Source organism: Legionella sp. PATHC035 (assembly GCF_026191115.1).
GTDB lineage: Bacteria > Pseudomonadota > Gammaproteobacteria > Legionellales > Legionellaceae > Legionella.
Map to the genome: position 1 here is coordinate 2,159,003 of NZ_JAPHOT010000001.1, position 17,493 is coordinate 2,176,495.

Genomic DNA, 17,493 nt, shown 5'->3' on the forward strand with positions numbered 1-17,493 from the left:
GAGGTCGAGAAGTGGCTGAGTCGAAAATTGAAGTACATAAAAAAATTTTTTCCATCGCTTGGGGAGATATGGATGCACTGGGGCATGTAAACAATGCGCGCTATTTTGATTATTTTCAGGAAGCCCGTATTGATTGGTTACGAGAACTCAAGATTAGTATGACTGAAAATACAGGGCCCGTAGTAATTCATGTTGCATGCACCTTTTTAAAACCGGTCATTTATCCGGCAACAGTGACTTTGTGTTCCCAAATTCACAGTCTGGGAAATTCCAGCATGATGATGAGCCACGATTTATACCAGGATGAACTATTGATGGCCCAAGGCAGTTGTAAAATTGTCTGGGTGGATTATACGCAAAATAAATCGGTTCCTTTACCTGATAAAATTCGTAGAATTTTTAAATAAAATCTCGCTAGAAATTAGCAACGACGTTGTTTTATCAATTTAAGTCTATACTCAATGGTATAAGTTTTAGGTGATGGAATAAACTTATGCAGATTTTATGTATTGAGTCTCAGCACCAACAACCGTCGAGATCACTCATTTTTAGTGATACGTTACACAAAATTGATCTGTCTGGTTATGAAGAGTCATTGCGTTTTTACACCACAAATAAAAGCGTTAATGTTTTTCGCGAATTAATCAATAACCTAGACATTAAGACAGCCCTATTTACACTATTAGGTTCTGGAGATTTTCATCATCTCTCTTATGTTTTGTTAGAACGAATTAAAGAACCCTTCAATTTAATTGTATTTGATAATCATACCGATTGTAGTTTCATGCCTCCAAGGTTTCATTGTGGTAATTGGCTTTACACCGCGGCGCAGCTGTCGCTATGCAAAAAGATCCTTCATATTGGTGCTACAAATGGATATTACTGGTTTGATCGGCTCTTCGGTTTAAACCAATTAATACGAAAAAAACACTTCATTGCGTTTTCAGCACAAGATGTGCAGAGTCAAGGAATGAAGGGTTATCAAAATGCATTACAACAAATTGATAGCGATTTACCAATATACATTAGTATCGATAAAGATGTGTTCTCAGCCCAAGAGGTTGATACAGATTGGGATCAAGGGATTCTAAAAATAAATGATTTTTTTGAAATGTTAGCTTTGTTAACTCAATATCGAATTATAGGCGCTGATATAAGCGGGGAGCGAACGGAGCCTGTTCATTATAAGAGCTTTATTAAACGGACCATGTCGCACTGGGAGCATCCCACGTTGCGGGCAATTGAGGATGATAATCGATTAAAACCTAATGAGCTGAACCAACGTATTATGGAAACGTTAGGAGTCAAATTAAATGATGGTGCTTGAATGGATTCCGTTATTTTTATTTTGCTCTTTACTCGAAGCGCTCGGTCAGCTGGCTTTTAAAAAATGTGCAGTTGCAAGCTCCTCCTTAGCAGGCATTGATTATTATTTGAGCCTTTTTAAAAATATTTATTTATTCATGGGCGTCTCGCTTTTTTTAATGGAATTTATAGCCTGGGTGTTTATATTGAGACATCTGCCCTTAAATATTGCCTTCCCACTAACCGGAATACAACAACTTATTGTTATCTTTTTTTCTTGTCTTTTTTTAAAAGAGAAAATAAATTTCGCACAATGGATCGGTGTGGGAATGATCATAATGGGGATAGTTTTACTGGAATAGGACTTGACAATATGATGAACAGACAACTTCCAAATTTTTTTGAAGGCAGGGATTGGCTTTCCCTTTACTTAAAACATCCCGACCCTCAATTCTTGCCTCAAGAAATCAACCTGGAAGATAATTCTTCTACTTATGTTTTTTTGGGAAAAGTGAATTTATCAAATTTACTTGAAACATCTATTCCACTCCCCTCCTTGTCAGTGCTTTTTTGGGGTAATCCCATTACCGATTTATTTCCCGCTTGCAACAGTACGAATGAAATTGAAATGCAAATTGAAAAGGTATTTAACCTTGCTAAAAGCCAGAACGTCTCTGCTATTGCGGTTAAAGATTTACCTGATGGTCATTTTCTTGAGGAAAGCTTAATAAAAAGAGAGTTTATCCCCATTGAGCATGATCCAATTTGGTATTATAAAGTGCCTATGAGCCTGGATGAATTTTTCTTTACCTTATCAAAAGGGAGACGAAGGGGATTAAAAAATAGATGGATGCGTTTTCAAAAAATGGTACAGGTAAGGGAAGCAACCCCTAATGATATTTCATTCATCATGACCGCTTATGAACATACCTGGCAAAAGGCCGTATTAAAATTAGAAAAATTGACCATCGACTTTTATCTGGCCGCATTGCGGAATGAACACTGTAAAATCTTTATTTATGAACATAATAATACACCTTTTGCCTTTACTTTACTCTACCTCAAAGATCAGATGATTTTTGATAAATATATAGGGAGTATCCCTGCGCTCGCGTATCAATTCTCTTTTTACTCAATGAGCATGCTCTACATATTAGATTGGGCAAAGAAACAAGGTTTTCAGTGGTATGTTGCAGGGCAAGGTAGTGGGGAATCTAAAAGAGCATTAGGATTTTCTGCAATTCCTTGTAAGATTTGGACTAAGCCTTTGAAACTAACTCGAGTACTCATGCTGCTCTCGAATAGAATTATTAAAACTCACTCCAAAAGGATTAGGTGCATATGAACGCTTTTTTGCTCTGGGTTTCATTGATCATAAGTGATACGGTTACTCAATTATTAATTAAAAAAGGCGCTTTAGTTGCCGTTGCTCAAGACCACTATGTCAATGGTTATATTGTTGCTGGCTATGCAACTTTGGTCATTTCCTTTTTTATTTGGATGAGTATCTTAAAAACTATGCCTTTATATCTGGCATTATCTGTATCCTCATTTGTCTATATACTCATAGCGCTCTCGTCCTACTTTATTTTGGGTGAAACGCTTACAGTAAAGATTTTTATAGGTACTCTACTTATTGGAGTGGGTGTTTATATTATTAGTTATAATTATTATGCATCTAAATAAATTTACCCTTCTTTGCGAAGCAACAATTTGCAATAGCACTCGAGCGGACCGACTATCGAGAATAGTTACCAGTTCAGAACGATATTTTTTGCCCGCTTGAGTACCTCATCATTTGATTCATTGCTTATTTAAACCGCAATTGGCGCTTTGATTGCGGGATGAGATTGATAATTTAAGAACTCAAAATCATCATAAACATAGGCAAATAATGACTGTGGTTTACGTTTAATATTTAAGGTAGCTAGGGGTAATGGTTCTCTGCTTAATTGAGTGCGTGCTTGTTCTAAATGATTAAGATACAGGTGGCAATCGCCGCCAGTCCATATAAAATCGCCCACATTGAGATTGCATTGCTGAGCAACCATGTGAGTGAGTAGCGAATAAGATGCAATATTAAAAGGTACACCTAAAAACACATCCGCCGAGCGTTGATACAATTGGCAAGAAAGCGTCTTGTCTGCCACATAAAATTGGAATAAAGCATGACAAGGCATTAACGCCATTTGATCCAACTCGCCAACATTCCAGGCACTGACCAGTAAACGGCGTGAGTCAGGATTGGTTTTGATTTGTTGCACCACTTCACTGAGTTGGTCAATCGTACGGCCATCTGGGGTTGGCCAATTTCGCCATTGTTTTCCATAAATAGGCCCTAAATCTCCATCGCTATTAGCCCATTCATCCCAAATAGTGACCCCATTCTCATTTAAATAAGCTACATTGGTATCTCCTTTTAAAAACCAAAGCAATTCATGCACAATACTGCGCGTATGCAATTTTTTGGTGGTCACTAAAGGAAATCCTTGGCGTAAATCAAATCGCATCTGATACCCAAAAACCGATAAGGTTCCGGTTCCTGTGCGGTCTGTTTTTTGGGTCCCGTGTTGTAAAATATGTTCTAATAAATTTAAATAAGTTCTCATCGTTTAAGCCACCATAACCAAAATCCAAGTAATAACATGGGGATAGATAAAATTTGTCCCATAGTCAACCATCCAAACGCTAGGTAGCCAAGCTGTGGATCAGGTTGTCGGAACAATTCAGCAATGATACGGCACACGGCATACCCCATTAAAAAAACTGCGGACACCCGTCCAGCAGGGCGCGGTTTACGCGCATAAATCCAAACAAGGAGAAATAAACCAATTCCTTCCATACCGAATTCATACAACTCAGAAGGATGGCGAGGCTGATTATCGACATGACTGTATACCATACCCCAAGGCATATCGGTCACTCGCCCCCATAACTCACCGTTAATAAAATTGCCGATACGTCCAGCACCTAAACCGATAGGGACCAGGGGGGCAATAAAATCGCCTATTTCCAGGAATGATTTTTTACTTTTGCGAGAAAAGAGCCAGAGAGCGGCAACAACACCAAGCAAGCCACCATGGAAGGACATTCCTCCTTGCCATATTTTAAATAAAGAGAGGGGATCATGCATCAATTCCGGGAAATTATAAAAAAGCATATAACCGATTCGGCCACCAATAATGACCCCTAGGGCCGCATAAAAAATCAAATCACTGATTTGTTCTGAAGTCCACTCCAGATGATAGTGCTTGTTCCGCCAATGAGCGAGTAACCAGCCACTTACAAAGCCAATCAAATACATTAAGCCGTACCAATGAACTTGTATTGGACCTATTGAAAATGCTACAGGATTAATGTACGGAAAGGTTAGCATATTTTTAAGTTCCTTTTTTTCTACTTTTGCGCCCAGGCGCACATGGTGCGATCAGGTTCTTATTCATAGGGACTTACCAGCGCGGATTAGGCCACCTAATCCTTCTTCCTCTAGTGCCTTTTGTAAATGAAAACGTATTTGCGCTGGATGTTCGAACTCCAATACTTCAGCAAGAATCTTGCGTGCATTAGCAATGGCTAAATTACGAATAACCCATTTCACGCGTGGTAAACTGGAAGAGTTCATACTTAGGGTATCAAAACCCATGGCGACCAATAAGATCACTGCTAAAGGATCACTGGCCATTTCACCGCAAATACTTACTTCGACCCCTGCTGCATGACCTCCTTCCACTACTTTCAGCAAAACACGCAACATCGCAGGATGCATGGAATCATAAAGGCCGGCAACACGAGCGTTATTCCGGTCGACAGCCAGAAAGTATTGGGTCAAATCATTGCTGCCTACAGAGATAAAATCAACTCGCTTGGCGATTTCTCGTGCCAAATAAGCTGCGGCCGGAACTTCAATCATGACACCTAACTTTGGTTTTTCGATGGCACAACCTTCTTCTAACAACTCTGTAAATGCTTGATCAATCAGATAAGAAGCTTCTTCAACTTCACTTAAATTGGTGACCATAGGTAACATAATCCGCAAATTATTCAACTCTTCGCTTGCACGCATCATCGCACGTACTTGCATCAAGAAGACATCGGGATGATCCAGTGTAACCCGAATTCCTCTCCATCCTAAATAGGGATTATCTTCTTCTACAGGAAAATAGGGGAGTACTTTATCGCCACCAATATCCAAAGTTCGCATGGTTACGGGGCGGGGGGCGAAGGCTTTCAATGTTTGCCGATAAATAATCGTTTGCTCATCTTCTGAAGGGAAATGATCCCGACTCATGAAAGGCACTTCTGAACGGTATAAACCGACACCCTCAGCTCCAACGCTCATCGATAAACCAGCATCCATAGCTAAACCGGTGTTTACTTGCAAAGAAACTTTATAGTTGTCAGTAGTTTCCGCAGGCTTATCCCGTAAACTGATTAGACTCTGGTTTAGTGCTTGTTCTTCTTGTTCCAGGAGTTTGAATTCTGCAAGTACGGATTTCGATGGGGAAATATAAACTTGTCCATAATATCCATCAACAACTATGGCGCGTCGGGAAATTGAATCCAATTTTAAACCACGAACACCCATGACGGTGGGTACCCCTAAGGCGCGCGCTAAAATAGCAACATGCGAGTTGTTGGAACCTTTGGCTGATATAACTCCAGCCAGGTATCCTTCAGGAACTTCAGCCAAGGCTGCTGCAGTTACTTCCTCGCCAACCAAAACGGTCCTTTTAGGGTATACAATCTCTTCTTGTTGTGACCACTGTAATGCGGCTAAAACACGACGGCCCAAATCGCGGAAATCACTGGCTCGCTCTCTAAGATACGAATCCTCCATATTTTCAAATTGGGCTATGTGTTTTTTAATTACGGTCGCTAAAGCAGCCTGGGCTCCAATTTTTTCTTTACGAATGATGTGTTCTACTTCAACACCTAGGCTGTCTTTATCCAAAATACGTAAATAAACGTCAAACAGGGCGTGTTCTTCTTCCCCGACAACCGATTTCATGCGCCTACTTAAGCGGTGCATGTCTTCACGAGTCGACTCCAGAGCTTCGTAAAAGGCATTAATTTCCTCATCCAATGTCTCAACTGGATTTTGTGGCACTGCATCAATATCTGCTTGCGGATATACAACCACTGCGGTACCTATCCCAATGCCAGGGACTGAGCCAATCCCTGCTAGAGCGGCTGTACTGGATTCAATTTTTTTAGTTACGCCCATAGGCTTGGGCTGGGTTAGTTCCGCTAACTCGCCTGTTGCCTCTGCATGAGCGATAATTCCCCCAAGTTGAGCTGCTAAGGTAATTAAAAAGGATTCTTCTGTATCATCGAAGTAACGTTGCTCTGTTTGTTGGACAATCAGGACGCCATAGAGTTTTCTATGCTGAATAATTGGAACGCCTAAAAATGCTTTGAGATGCTCTTCGCCCAATAACGGATTATGATAAAAATCAGGATGGGCAGGGGCATCTTCAAGATTTATAGGCTCTTCCCGCCGACCGACAAGGCCTACAAGGCCACTATCAAATGAGATACGGACTCGAAATTGTGCTTGCTTGTTTAAACCTTCTGTTGCAATAAGGACATATTCAGCGTGTTTGGTATCAATGAGGTAAACGGAAGCGGCCTCTGCATTAATGGCTTTATTTATTTGTTGCACTAAAATAACAAGCGCCTCAGAAAGCTGCTTTGCTGTAGTGACTTCTTGAACTATCCGTTTAAGTACTTTGAGCATCTATGCCTTTGATTACCTCTTTTGTAAATGGTCACCCTATCAAGGAACGGCCGTACGGAGTATATCTTGAATAAAATCGCTGCGAGAAATACTCCCGTGCGATTTTCGTTCAATCTATGCTCAAATTCAATCGTTCACCAACATTTTTAAATCGCAGCTGTCCTATGCTCTCTTTTTTCGTTTAATGCCATAGGGGGAACGACGATTTTTTTTCAACAAAGGCTCTAATTCTTTTAGCGCCTGAGTGTACACTTGGCGTTTAAAAAAAATAACCTGCCCTTCTGGCTCATGAAAATCAACCCATCGCCAGCTGTCAAATTCTGGTGAGTCACTCAAATCCAGTTTGACTTTCTGCTCGCTGGCAACGAGCTTTAACAGATACCATTTTTGTTTTTGTCCTATCACTAAAGGTTCGCTGCCATGACGCAGATATTGTTTAGGAAGTCTGTATTTGAGCCAGCGTTTGGTAGAGCCAATCACTTCAACATCTTCCTTATCCAAACCTACTTCTTCATGCAATTCCCGAAACATTGCTTCTAACGATGTTTCACCCGCAGCCAGACCGCCCTGCGGAAATTGCCATGCATCATGACCAGTCCTTCTACCCCAAAAAACCCTATTCTGTGCGTTGACAAGGATAATACCTACATTCAACCGATAACCGGCACGATCAATCACCATGATGTCACTGTTTAGATTAAACCGCTAATAGCTTGATTTTTCCATAAACTGCGAGAGCTTGGCAATTAAATCTGTAATTATTATTGAAAAAAGGTAACTACTCAACAAAATCTGTCTTATTTCTCTTAACATAAACGGCGCCTGTCCGCATCCGTACCCTAAAAAGTATGGCTTGGATATAGTCTCAAGAGTGACAATTACGAATCATCTCGATACTCACCAAATGGCGCGAGATTTTCGGCCGGTGTATAAGGTCATATCAATGGATTGTAATCCCTCTGTATGCATGACTCTACCCTCGATTCAATAAACGTATATAATTGGAACAAATATTTTGAGTTTAAAGCATATGAAAAAGAGAATTTTAATCATCAATACGGGCGGGACTATTAGTAGCATTAAGACAGAAAATGGTTATGAGCCCGCTGCAGGCTATGTAGAAGCTGCTTTGCAACAAATTCCTTTGCTCAAACATGAAGACATGCCTGAATATTCGATAAAAGAATACGACCCACTGCTTGATTCTTCGAATATGACGGTCTACGACTGGAATCGAATAGCACGTGATATAGCGGACAATTATGCCAATTTTGATGGCTTTGTGGTATTTCATGGCACAGATACTATGGCCTATACTGCATCGGCTTTATCCTTTATGTTGGAGAACTTGGGTAAACCGGTACTGATAACCGGCTCGCAGATTCCATTATCTGAAGTGCGTAATGATGCAATCGATAATGTGATCACGTCCTTATGGCTTTGTGCGAATCAGCCTATCCATGAAGTATGTATTTATTTCAACCAACATCTATTACGCGGGAATCGCTCACAAAAAATTAGTTCACAAGGGTTCAAAGCGTTTGACTCTCCGAATTATCCCCATCTAGCATCTATTGGGATTGAAATAAAAGTTCAGAAAAGCTTGTTGCTGAAACGACCGCAAAAAACGTTTCATTTACAAACAATAGAGCCACAGTTTATTGCCAATTTTAGATTATTCCCTGGCTTTGCTACCGAGGTTTTGACTTACATTTTAAATCAGCCCCTATGTGGTTTGATTCTCGAGACATACGGCGCAGGGAATGCACAAAATAATGATCCTCGTTTTTTAAAATTGCTGAAGGATACTTGCGCCCGAGGGGTAATCATTGTCAATTGCACCCAATGCCAACAAGGTGGTGTGGAAATGAGCCAATACGCGACGGGACATTCTTTAAAGAAAGCTGGAGTGATCAGCGGCCATGATATGACTCCAGAAGCAGCTCATTGTAAGTTATTGTATTTACTGAGTAAACGATTAGAAATTTTAGAAATAAAAAAGCTGATGGAAACCGATCTTTGCGGTGAATTGACTTCTTAGCTAAATAATTTTCTATCCAGGCTACCAAACGATTCAAAATTTTCCCATCTCCCAGCGGAGAGATGGGATTTTTAACGCCGCAAATTACATTGTTAGCGCTACTTTCTCTTCTTCCTTTTCTTTTTTATCGTGGGCTCGGGCTTCAATTTCTTCAAATGCATTGTCCATTGCAACTTTTAATCGCCCACGACTTGGTTTTATCGTGGGCGCTTTGACACGTGCAACAGCGATCAAAGTGACTTGCACCGGTATCGAGTCAATGGGTTTGGATTCTTCGCAAATTTCAGCATTTTCTCTATGAATAGCTTGTATTGCTTCAATAACAAATGTCTTACGTAAACTTTTATAATCCGGTTTGTCTGGATCTAACCCCCCGAGTTTTTTCTTACAGATGAGAATATTTTTCATCAGGCACTCTTCTTTTTTGGCTCTGATTTCTATCGCTGTAGAGTTACTAATGGAATTGGTCACTTTTTCATATATTTTCGCGAGCATCCCTTCTTCTGGTGGACAAATAATATGTTCGCCCAAATAATAGGCTGCATGAGCGCACAGTAGATTAAACGGATCATCATCATCAGCGACATCGATAAAAGTAAAGGATTTTTCACCGTTTTCACTTTTCTCATTTTTCTCAGATTTCTCTACGAGACAACGGTAGAATCGATCCAGGGTTGAATTAAGGTTAGCTAAGGTGCTATTCAAATCACCGCGGCTCCATGACTTTTTTGCACGCATCCCTTCAACTGCGCTATCTATGTCGCTAATGAGTCCCTGCAAAGCGGTTAAATTTTCTTTATCTGTATCTTTTGCTACAAAGTCTGCAACTAATTTTTGCAGAGTACGGGTTATATTTCTTTGCTGCTCAGAATGTTTGGTATCTCGAAAAAATCCATATAACATCCCATTATCATCAGCAATTGAATCTTCAATTGATTTATTTAAAACGCGGTCAATAAGTGCTTGGACTGTTCTAACAAATATGGTCATCGCTCTACTCCTTGAACTGTAATTTAGTTATCATACCTGTACTATTGAGACAGACTTTTCATTGCATAGCTGTCATTGTGCTTAACCTAGGAATTCATAACTCCATGAACTTACAAATTATTATTTTAGCTGCAGGACAAGGCAAACGAATGTATTCTAGTACCCCTAAAGTACTTCACCAAATTGCTGGGAAGCCTATGCTGACTCGGGTAGTAGAAACCGCACAACAACTAAATCCTGATGTAATTCATGTTATATACGGTCATGGTGGTGAACAACTTAAGAACTCACTCCCTGACTTACCTGTGCATTGGGTCTATCAAGCAGAACAATTGGGTACTGGACATGCAGTCATGCAAGCCTTACCGTTTATTCCACCACAAACACAAGTACTTGTTTTATCTGCTGATGTACCACTTATTCAAGCAAATACGTTGCACGCTTTAATCGAATGCAGCAATACAGCAAATTCCTATAAATCCGTTTTGGCACTTTTGGTTGCTCATCTCGAAGATCCTAGCGGTCTTGGACGTATTATTAGAGACAACCAAGGTGAAGTTTCCATCATTGTAGAAGAAAAAGATGCAAATGAGCAAGAAAAGAATATAAAAGAAATTTATTCTGGGATTTGTTGCGCATTATCTGATGACTTGGCCTCTTGGCTGCCCAAACTGGGTAATGACAATGCTCAGTCTGAGTATTACCTAACGGAAATTATTGCTTTAGCGGTTGCCAGTCAAACCCCAATTAAAACACTGAGTGTAAAAGATAGCGCAGAAATTCAAGGTGTCAATAACCGGTTACAATTGCAGCAATTAGAACGCATATGGCAGGTGCGACATGCAGAACAATTATTGCAGCAAGGGGTGATGCTTGCTGACGCCAATCGCGTTGATGTACGCGGTGAGTTAGTCTGTGGTAAAGACGTATTCATTGATATTAACTGTGTATTTAAAGGAAAAGTAGTGCTTGGCGATGGCTGCTCTATAGGTCCTAATTGCGTACTCACCGATGTCAGTTTGGGAGCAGGTTGTGAGATTTATGCTAACAGTGTTTTAGAGGGGTGTACTATTGCGAATGATTGTACCATCGGCCCTTTTGCGCGCTTAAGAACAGGCACCGAATTGGCGCCACACTGTAAGATAGGTAATTTTGTGGAAACCAAAAAGGCTGTATTTGATGAGGGTTCTAAGGCAAGTCATTTAAGCTATTTGGGTGATGTAACTCTTGGAAAACAAGTGAATGTGGGGGCTGGTACGATTACCTGCAATTACGACGGAGTGAACAAACACAAAACCATTATTGAGGATGGCGTTTTTGTCGGTTCAGATACTCAGCTCGTTGCTCCAGTAACAGTTGGTGCCTATGCAACTATAGGCGCCGGCAGTACGATTCGTAAAAACGTACCCCCTGGTGAGTTGACACTCACTGAATCAAGACAGAAAACGGTTTATGGCTGGAAGAGACCGGTGAAAAAATAAGTGCTCACGCTGGATGACTGGAAAGTCAGATTTGCGCTCAACCCAAGCGAAAATCTGACTTTCCAGCCAAATTCAATGACACTCCTAAGCCCGTCATCCCGAAGTAGTGAGGGAGCTCCACTTTGTAGCACGTTGATTACTCTCTTGGATGACGTCAAAATCCTCCGAGGTCGCGCCTCAATCATACTGTAAAGCCAGTGACTTGTTTTTTTCCATATAAGCACAGAACCACAAAATAAATGGTAAAAAAATCAAGGCCATAAATAATTTATAATGCCAAACATTTGCTACTAAATTAATAATTTGATCATACGGATAGATGCCGCCGAATAGTAAACTATAGTCAATCAAACATAATAAAGAAGTAGAACAAAAATTAGCGATTAAAATACGTAGTGGACGATGAAAGCTCCATTTGGAATGTTTCAAATAATGGAGCAGCATAGCATTACTGATAAACCCAATAAACAAGGTCAGAGAAGCAGTGGGTAATCTCTTCAACATAATGTAGTTGTAAAAAGGATTCAAATTAAAAAACGTTGGAGAGGGCAAGGCTACAAGCCCCATCAGTAAAACATCGAAGGTAAATTGGGTGGCAATGAGTATCAGGCATAATTTTAGATTGACTCGATAACCCCAAAGTTCACCGAGAATGGTACTAATTACTAGGGTAATGGGAAAAAATAATGAGCTTGCCGAGAGCACCATATATTTATTGATAATGGTTACTATTCTGTATTCGCATGCCAAACAAATAAGCATGACCACAATCGCAATACAAATAAAGTAATGATATAAGGGTAACTCCTCTCTGCCGCGGTCAGGAAAAAATAAGTTTTGGTGTTTCAATAATAAAGTCAGATAGAAAACACCGATAAGCAGCAGTATCAGTGAGGTAATCATCAATGAATCAATAAAAATGAGTTTGAAACTTTGAAGATGGGTTCCAGAAAATAAGAGAAAAAAGTCCAGTCCAAAAAAACTGATGCCACCTAATACTGCAAGAAGCATGCATTGCTTGGGAGTGGGTGACGATTTACTGGATTTAGGATAAACCAAGAGATGGGGCAGGTAAAAGCTCAAGGCAAAAGCAATCGTGGTGGCAAAGAACTTTTTAGGTATGTCTTCAAAAATAATTTGATAAACCGAATTATCATGCATGTACTCCGCTGCGGGTAAATTGATTAGGACATAAACGCCAATACAATAGAGATACAAGGTCATTAGAGACATATTGAGCATGTGTCTTTGCTCTTTAATCGTGCAATTTCTTAATGCTAATAAATACAAGCCTGCTATAAGTGGGCAGATTAAACCATTTACAGAAAATATTAGCCCTTGAATAAGTACAATTTTAAAAGAGACATTGATTAATAAAATCAGGGAGGTAATTACACCTACAGTCAGAAACAAAAAACAGCGTGAATGCTGTGAAGGCAATGATTGATTCATATTTATCGGATTTCCATAATTGTTCCTTGGCCTGTGCTGATAATTGCCCTGTAATGAACTAATTCGCGCGTAAATATAACACCATTGCATTTAATATGGCAATAGTTGGCCAGTTTTGCTTAAGGCAGGGATTCTGTGGGCTTAAAAACGGAATTTTTTATAGAAAACAGGCATAAATTAAAATGTTCACGAGAGTAAGAGGAGCGCCGATTTTTATGAATTCAAAGAAACCAAAGCCTCTAACACCTCTTTTCTCACAATTTTGAATGATAATAATATTACTTGCTGCTCCTAAAATTGATAAATTGCCTGCAATGGTACTTCCTGCCGCTAAAGCCAATAAACTTGAATCAGAAACACAATGGTGCAGGAGTAGTGGTAAATATAAGACGACTAACGGCACATTGGAAATAAATTGACTTAGAATGATGCTGATTATCAAGATAACAGGAACTGCTGTAACCGAAAGTTGAGCATGATTGATTCGCGTTTGAAAGAAACCACTATCCCATACGCTTTGCATCAGAATAAAAATACTCGCGAAAAAAATCAAAGTGCCCCAATCCAAACGTTTGAGGAGTTCCCATCGGAGTTTACTAAAAAAAATTGGCAAGGATGAGATAAGTGCCAGGTAACTAAAATTTAAGTGGATAGGTGATTGTATGGATTCAAAAATTATTTTAAGACTGATTAGAAAAAAGAAAATGATGAGGCTCAATCGAACTAGGGTTATTGTATGATGATCATTGACAGACTTAGGAATAGGCTTTTCTATAGGTTCATTTAGGATTTCTCGATATAAAAAATAAATAAAAAAATAAGTAATGATAAGATTTATTACAGTGGGTAATGCCAAGAGTCTTATGAATTGAAAAAAAGGCGATGGCATGTTTCCTTTTACAGCAATCAATAAATTTTGTGGATTACCGATGGGAGTGAGCGTACTGCCAATAGTGATTGAAAAGGCCAGTGCAAAAAGTAGCGGTTTAATTAACTTTTTATGTGATTGACACAATTGGAGAATAATGGGGGTGCCGATGATGGCAATTGTATCATTCATAAGCAAAGAAGCACTTAAGCCCAGAATAAACAGAATAACGATTAAAGCCTGTTTTCCTGTGTGGGCATGAAAAAATATTCTATCAGTTAGCTGTTCTAGATAACCACTGTCTTCGGCTGCTTGGGCGATGAAAAAAACCCCAAACAGATAGAGCATCACCTCCGGTTCAATTGCGGCAATTGCCTGAATTGGAGTGATTTGCCGCAATAATAGCGCTAATGCAGCACCTACCGTAGTTATTAGCCAAATGGGAATGATGACATGACTCATTCTACGAATAGCAATTCCAATTAAGGTGATGAAAAGAATCAGGATTGCTGCAGGCATTCTTTAATCACCTTAATTGATTAGTTGTATTCGAGTGACGCATATTCCTGTGATGATTGCGAGGCAGATAGTTCTTCATTTTTCGGTGGTAGGCTACCAGCATTACCTACGAGCTTAGGGCGCTGTTTGGTAGAAAATAAACTGTTGGCGGTGATTAAAGTCCCAGTTTTTTGGGGAATTAATCGTTTCGCATCTGTCACCGAGGGTGCTCTTACTGTTTTCAAATCATCTGCAGGAGGCAGAACTTTAGTTAGCGACTCAGGGGGAAGCTCAATGATCCTGCCTGTTTCATGTAAACCCACTTTCGAATTTCCTTTTGCCAAGATGACCTCGTAAGCTACATTGTTTCGTTCTAGCCATAATTTAAGTGCAGTAACAAACGTCCAAAAGTCTTCCTTTTTACTCAAGGATAATAGAAATTCAGATAATTTTATAGGTAAGCCGAACCGGTAGTTTAATAAAACCGGAAGGGTATATTTAACAGTGGCAGCAATAGGCTTATGCGCTGTGGTAAGTGATTTAACTGGTTTTGCCGCTTCCACTATCTCTAGAATGTAGAGTAAATCACTGCGTATGTCAGGCCAAAATTGTTTAATCACAGGATCATTGACTGCATTTTTAGGGCTAAGAAACATATTGGGTAAAAGAACTCTTGCCGTTTTCTTGAAAAAACCGGGTTGTGTGACTTGTACTTGCTCTAAATCACTTTCTAGTATGTTCGTCAAGAATTTAAAAACGGTGGATAGAGGGATGAATGGTTTTGAGCCTGGTGGCTGTTTAAAATCAATAGGTATTCTTTTCATCAATCCTGCAAACGCAACATCAACAGCAAATCGTTTCATACGATCAAAAATAACTAAAGGGTCGACAGGTATTGCGCCTTTTGCGGATCGAACTAAGGGTAAAGCCATGTACGATGCAAGATTAATATGTGTCAAAAGGAGTAAATGGCGTAAGGTTCTGAGGTAAAGATAAGGAGGAGTTCCCACCGTGGACTCAAGCCCATAATCCATCAAAGTTGACGCGGCGGTGTAGGTTAAACCCAAAGACAGTATCGATTCTGACTTCATGGCCTTATGCCGCTCGCAGCGTTCTGGTGTGGCCATACGCGTAATATATTCACCATAAAAATAGATGGCTAATACCCAAGAAATTTGTTCGCCACCATAAGGAAATTTGCTAATTCCCCAAAGTAAGAGATCATTTAGCATCAATACTAAAGGCTCACGCAGAGAACCTTTAAATTTACGTTTAAAATTACAATCTTCTTCTGTTTCGCCGCAGAGGGTTGGAGGCGGAGGAGTCTGTTTTCCTTTGTGTTCATTAAAAGCTGAGGAACCAAATACATCAAGAGCCAAAGTATGTGCTATTAATTTAGGTGCTTGTCTGTAGGTATATGCCTGAACTCCATAGTTTATTAAAGCCAAAGTCGGTAAAACTAAGGAGTAGGGTGACAGCCCAGTTGTTGAATCTTCTTGATAGTTCTGGCGAACGTAGTTTTGTATTCCGTTGTTGACAAAATGTACTGTAGCTACGGGTAAAACATCATAGAAAAGTATATTTCCTGCTCCATTGACGATTTTCATCACTGGCGGCGTAACTACAGCAGGAATCGCCTCACGTAAAGCTAAAACTTGCTCAACTACATAAAATGCTGTATTCGCAGCATAGGTTATGGTTTGCTTTATCGGTGCATTATTCCAAACCCATGTTGCTCCATTGCCAAATGATTTGGCTCCATTAACGGTAGATGTCCACCAGCTCATATGTTTGCCCTCCCTGCAACAACGAAATTTTATTGTAGGGGTAAAAATTCAGAAATGCTAGTCTTTTTCTCATGAAGCGCAGGAACATAACATGTTGCTACGATTCTATTAAGATCAATTTGTCTAAAAACAAAGTGGGTTATTCTTTATCTTTCAGCTCAACGATTTCAATGTCATTACTGATTAATTGACTCTTCCAGGGCAAGTCATGATAAGTTTGACCTTTTTGCAGGGGTAAGATGGGGTATTTGATCACATCAAAAAAGGGGGACAGATCAAAGTCGCTAGGGGTATAAAGACGGGGATTTCGGTGGATTAAGGCATAGCCTGTTTTATCTTTTTTTATCAGCGGCAAAATAGGGTAGTTTACCGATTGAAACACATAAGCAATCATCGAAGAACATATATCCTCTGTGGGTTGCAACATATTGTGCTGGAATAAAGAAGAGCGCCACTTACGTGGAAAAAAACTCCAAGGAAAAATAAAGCGTGCCAGATCAAAAAGATGCCTTAAACTGTAGTATTTGCCAATTTTATGAATGGCGGCAGCAATCACTTTTTCTTTATCCTCGGGGAGAAGTAAGGACGGTCTTAAAATGCGGATGTGATCATTTTTATATTCATCAACACAGGAAATGCGAGTTCCTTCGCCAAGGACACTCTCTATGATGAGCTGATCTGAAGTCAGATTTGGAGAATTTTTTTGTACTATTTCACGTAAAGACGGATCAGTAATGTCCTCAAGGCGCCCAATATATAAAGCAGCGTGAGTCCAGGTACTTTCGGAAATGAGGCGAATAATATTACCCATACGGGTATGGCTTTCTACCAAGAGCACATCTCCAGGTTTTATTTCCTGGGTGAATTGCTCGAAATCATACAGATAGGTTCTTTTGGTTACGTTATCTTCCTTTGATAAAAATTGGTAACATTTTAATAAAATGAAATTTATAAAAGTGTTTCTAGTGCTTTCTTTCATTGTTGTTGTCCGTAACTTATATTTTTATCCAACCCTCATCCGCCCTGCGGGCACCTTCTCCCCTGGGGGAGAAGGGATATCTCTTAGCTTAATGGCAGTGGCGTAATTGTTCACAGCCATCAATGATGCAATATTCCCTCTACCCCTTGTGGGACAGAGCTGAGGTGTGCGCCCTCAATTTCTCATCCGCCTGCGGGCACCTTCTCCCTTGGGGAGAAGGGATATCTCTTAGCTTAATGACAGTGGCGTAATTGTTCACAGCCATCAATGATGCAATATTCCCTCTACCCCTTGTGGGACAGAGCTGAGGTGTGCGCCCTCAATTTCTCATCCGCCTGCGGGCACCTTCTCCCTT

General features: G+C 40.0%; 16 protein-coding genes. 7 read left to right on the forward strand and 9 right to left on the reverse strand.

Annotation, left to right across the window (positions count from 1 at the left end):
* The first annotated feature begins 11 nt into the window (after nt 1–11).
* The 5 genes from OQJ13_RS09520 (at nt 12) to OQJ13_RS09540 (ending at nt 2,991) form a co-directional block, all read left to right on the forward strand.
* The gene (locus OQJ13_RS09520; RefSeq protein WP_265710615.1) at nt 12–407 is read left to right on the forward strand and encodes an acyl-CoA thioesterase; all 396 of its coding nucleotides are present in this window, start codon (nt 12–14) and stop codon (nt 405–407) included.
* An 86-nt stretch (nt 408–493) separates the two neighbouring features.
* Nucleotides 494–1,327, forward strand: a complete 834-nt coding sequence (locus tag OQJ13_RS09525) for an arginase family protein (RefSeq protein WP_265710616.1) — start codon at nt 494–496, stop codon at nt 1,325–1,327.
* On the forward strand, nt 1,314–1,667 hold the full coding sequence (locus OQJ13_RS09530; protein WP_265710617.1) for an EamA family transporter: 354 nt from the start codon (nt 1,314–1,316) through the stop codon (nt 1,665–1,667). The genes OQJ13_RS09525 and OQJ13_RS09530 overlap by 14 nt, the downstream gene beginning before the upstream one ends.
* An 11-nt stretch (nt 1,668–1,678) precedes the next feature.
* On the forward strand, nt 1,679–2,650 hold the full coding sequence (locus tag OQJ13_RS09535) for a GNAT family N-acetyltransferase (protein ID WP_265710618.1): 972 nt from the start codon (nt 1,679–1,681) through the stop codon (nt 2,648–2,650).
* Nucleotides 2,647–2,991, forward strand: coding sequence for an EamA family transporter (locus OQJ13_RS09540; RefSeq protein WP_265710619.1), 345 nt, complete (start codon nt 2,647–2,649; stop codon nt 2,989–2,991). The genes OQJ13_RS09535 and OQJ13_RS09540 overlap by 4 nt, the downstream gene beginning before the upstream one ends.
* A gap of 128 nt (nt 2,992–3,119) precedes the next feature.
* Here the strand turns inward: OQJ13_RS09540 and thyA are convergent, their stop codons facing one another.
* The 4 genes from thyA to OQJ13_RS09560 all read right to left on the reverse strand — a co-directional run bounded on the left by thyA (nt 3,120) and on the right by OQJ13_RS09560 (nt 7,720).
* Entirely contained in the window at nt 3,120–3,914 is a 795-nt protein-coding gene (thyA, locus tag OQJ13_RS09545; protein WP_265710620.1) for a thymidylate synthase, read from the reverse strand.
* Nucleotides 3,911–4,681 carry a prolipoprotein diacylglyceryl transferase gene (gene lgt, locus OQJ13_RS09550; protein ID WP_265710621.1) on the reverse strand — a complete coding sequence of 257 codons (771 nt, stop codon included), beginning with the start codon at nt 4,679–4,681 and terminating at the stop codon, nt 3,911–3,913. The genes thyA and lgt overlap by 4 nt, the downstream gene beginning before the upstream one ends.
* 63 nt (nt 4,682–4,744) lie before the next feature.
* The gene (ptsP, locus tag OQJ13_RS09555; protein ID WP_265710622.1) at nt 4,745–7,042 is read right to left on the reverse strand and encodes a phosphoenolpyruvate--protein phosphotransferase; all 2,298 of its coding nucleotides are present in this window, start codon (nt 7,040–7,042) and stop codon (nt 4,745–4,747) included.
* Between the two features lie 162 nt (nt 7,043–7,204).
* Nucleotides 7,205–7,720, reverse strand: coding sequence for an RNA pyrophosphohydrolase (locus tag OQJ13_RS09560; protein ID WP_197718078.1), 516 nt, complete (start codon nt 7,718–7,720; stop codon nt 7,205–7,207).
* Between the two features lie 352 nt (nt 7,721–8,072).
* On the opposite strand from OQJ13_RS09560, the gene ansA reads away from it, so the two are divergent.
* Nucleotides 8,073–9,083, forward strand: coding sequence for an asparaginase (gene ansA / locus OQJ13_RS09565; protein ID WP_265710623.1), 1,011 nt, complete (start codon nt 8,073–8,075; stop codon nt 9,081–9,083).
* Nucleotides 9,084–9,167: 84 nt separating this feature from the next.
* Here ansA and OQJ13_RS09570 read toward each other — a convergent pair whose 3' ends face one another.
* On the reverse strand, nt 9,168–10,073 hold the full coding sequence (locus tag OQJ13_RS09570; protein ID WP_265710624.1) for a hypothetical protein: 906 nt from the start codon (nt 10,071–10,073) through the stop codon (nt 9,168–9,170).
* A gap of 104 nt (nt 10,074–10,177) precedes the next feature.
* On the opposite strand from OQJ13_RS09570, the gene glmU reads away from it, so the two are divergent.
* Nucleotides 10,178–11,554: a bifunctional UDP-N-acetylglucosamine diphosphorylase/glucosamine-1-phosphate N-acetyltransferase GlmU gene (gene glmU, locus OQJ13_RS09575; protein WP_265710625.1), complete on the forward strand. Its 1,377-nt coding sequence runs from the start codon at nt 10,178–10,180 to the stop codon at nt 11,552–11,554.
* Nucleotides 11,555–11,731: 177 nt separating this feature from the next.
* Here the strand turns inward: glmU and OQJ13_RS09580 are convergent, their stop codons facing one another.
* The 4 genes from OQJ13_RS09580 to OQJ13_RS09595 all read right to left on the reverse strand — a co-directional run bounded on the left by OQJ13_RS09580 (nt 11,732) and on the right by OQJ13_RS09595 (nt 17,138).
* Nucleotides 11,732–13,006, reverse strand: a complete 1,275-nt coding sequence (locus OQJ13_RS09580) for a VUT family protein (protein ID WP_265710626.1) — start codon at nt 13,004–13,006, stop codon at nt 11,732–11,734.
* A 157-nt stretch (nt 13,007–13,163) separates the two neighbouring features.
* On the reverse strand, nt 13,164–14,393 hold the full coding sequence (locus OQJ13_RS09585) for an SLC13 family permease (protein ID WP_265710627.1): 1,230 nt from the start codon (nt 14,391–14,393) through the stop codon (nt 13,164–13,166).
* A 20-nt stretch (nt 14,394–14,413) separates the two neighbouring features.
* Nucleotides 14,414–16,159, reverse strand: a complete 1,746-nt coding sequence (locus OQJ13_RS09590; RefSeq protein WP_265710628.1) for a hypothetical protein — start codon at nt 16,157–16,159, stop codon at nt 14,414–14,416.
* Between the two features lie 139 nt (nt 16,160–16,298).
* Nucleotides 16,299–17,138 carry a YiiX/YebB-like N1pC/P60 family cysteine hydrolase gene (locus OQJ13_RS09595; protein ID WP_265710629.1) on the reverse strand — a complete coding sequence of 280 codons (840 nt, stop codon included), beginning with the start codon at nt 17,136–17,138 and terminating at the stop codon, nt 16,299–16,301.
* Between the last annotated feature and the right edge of the window lie 355 nt (nt 17,139–17,493).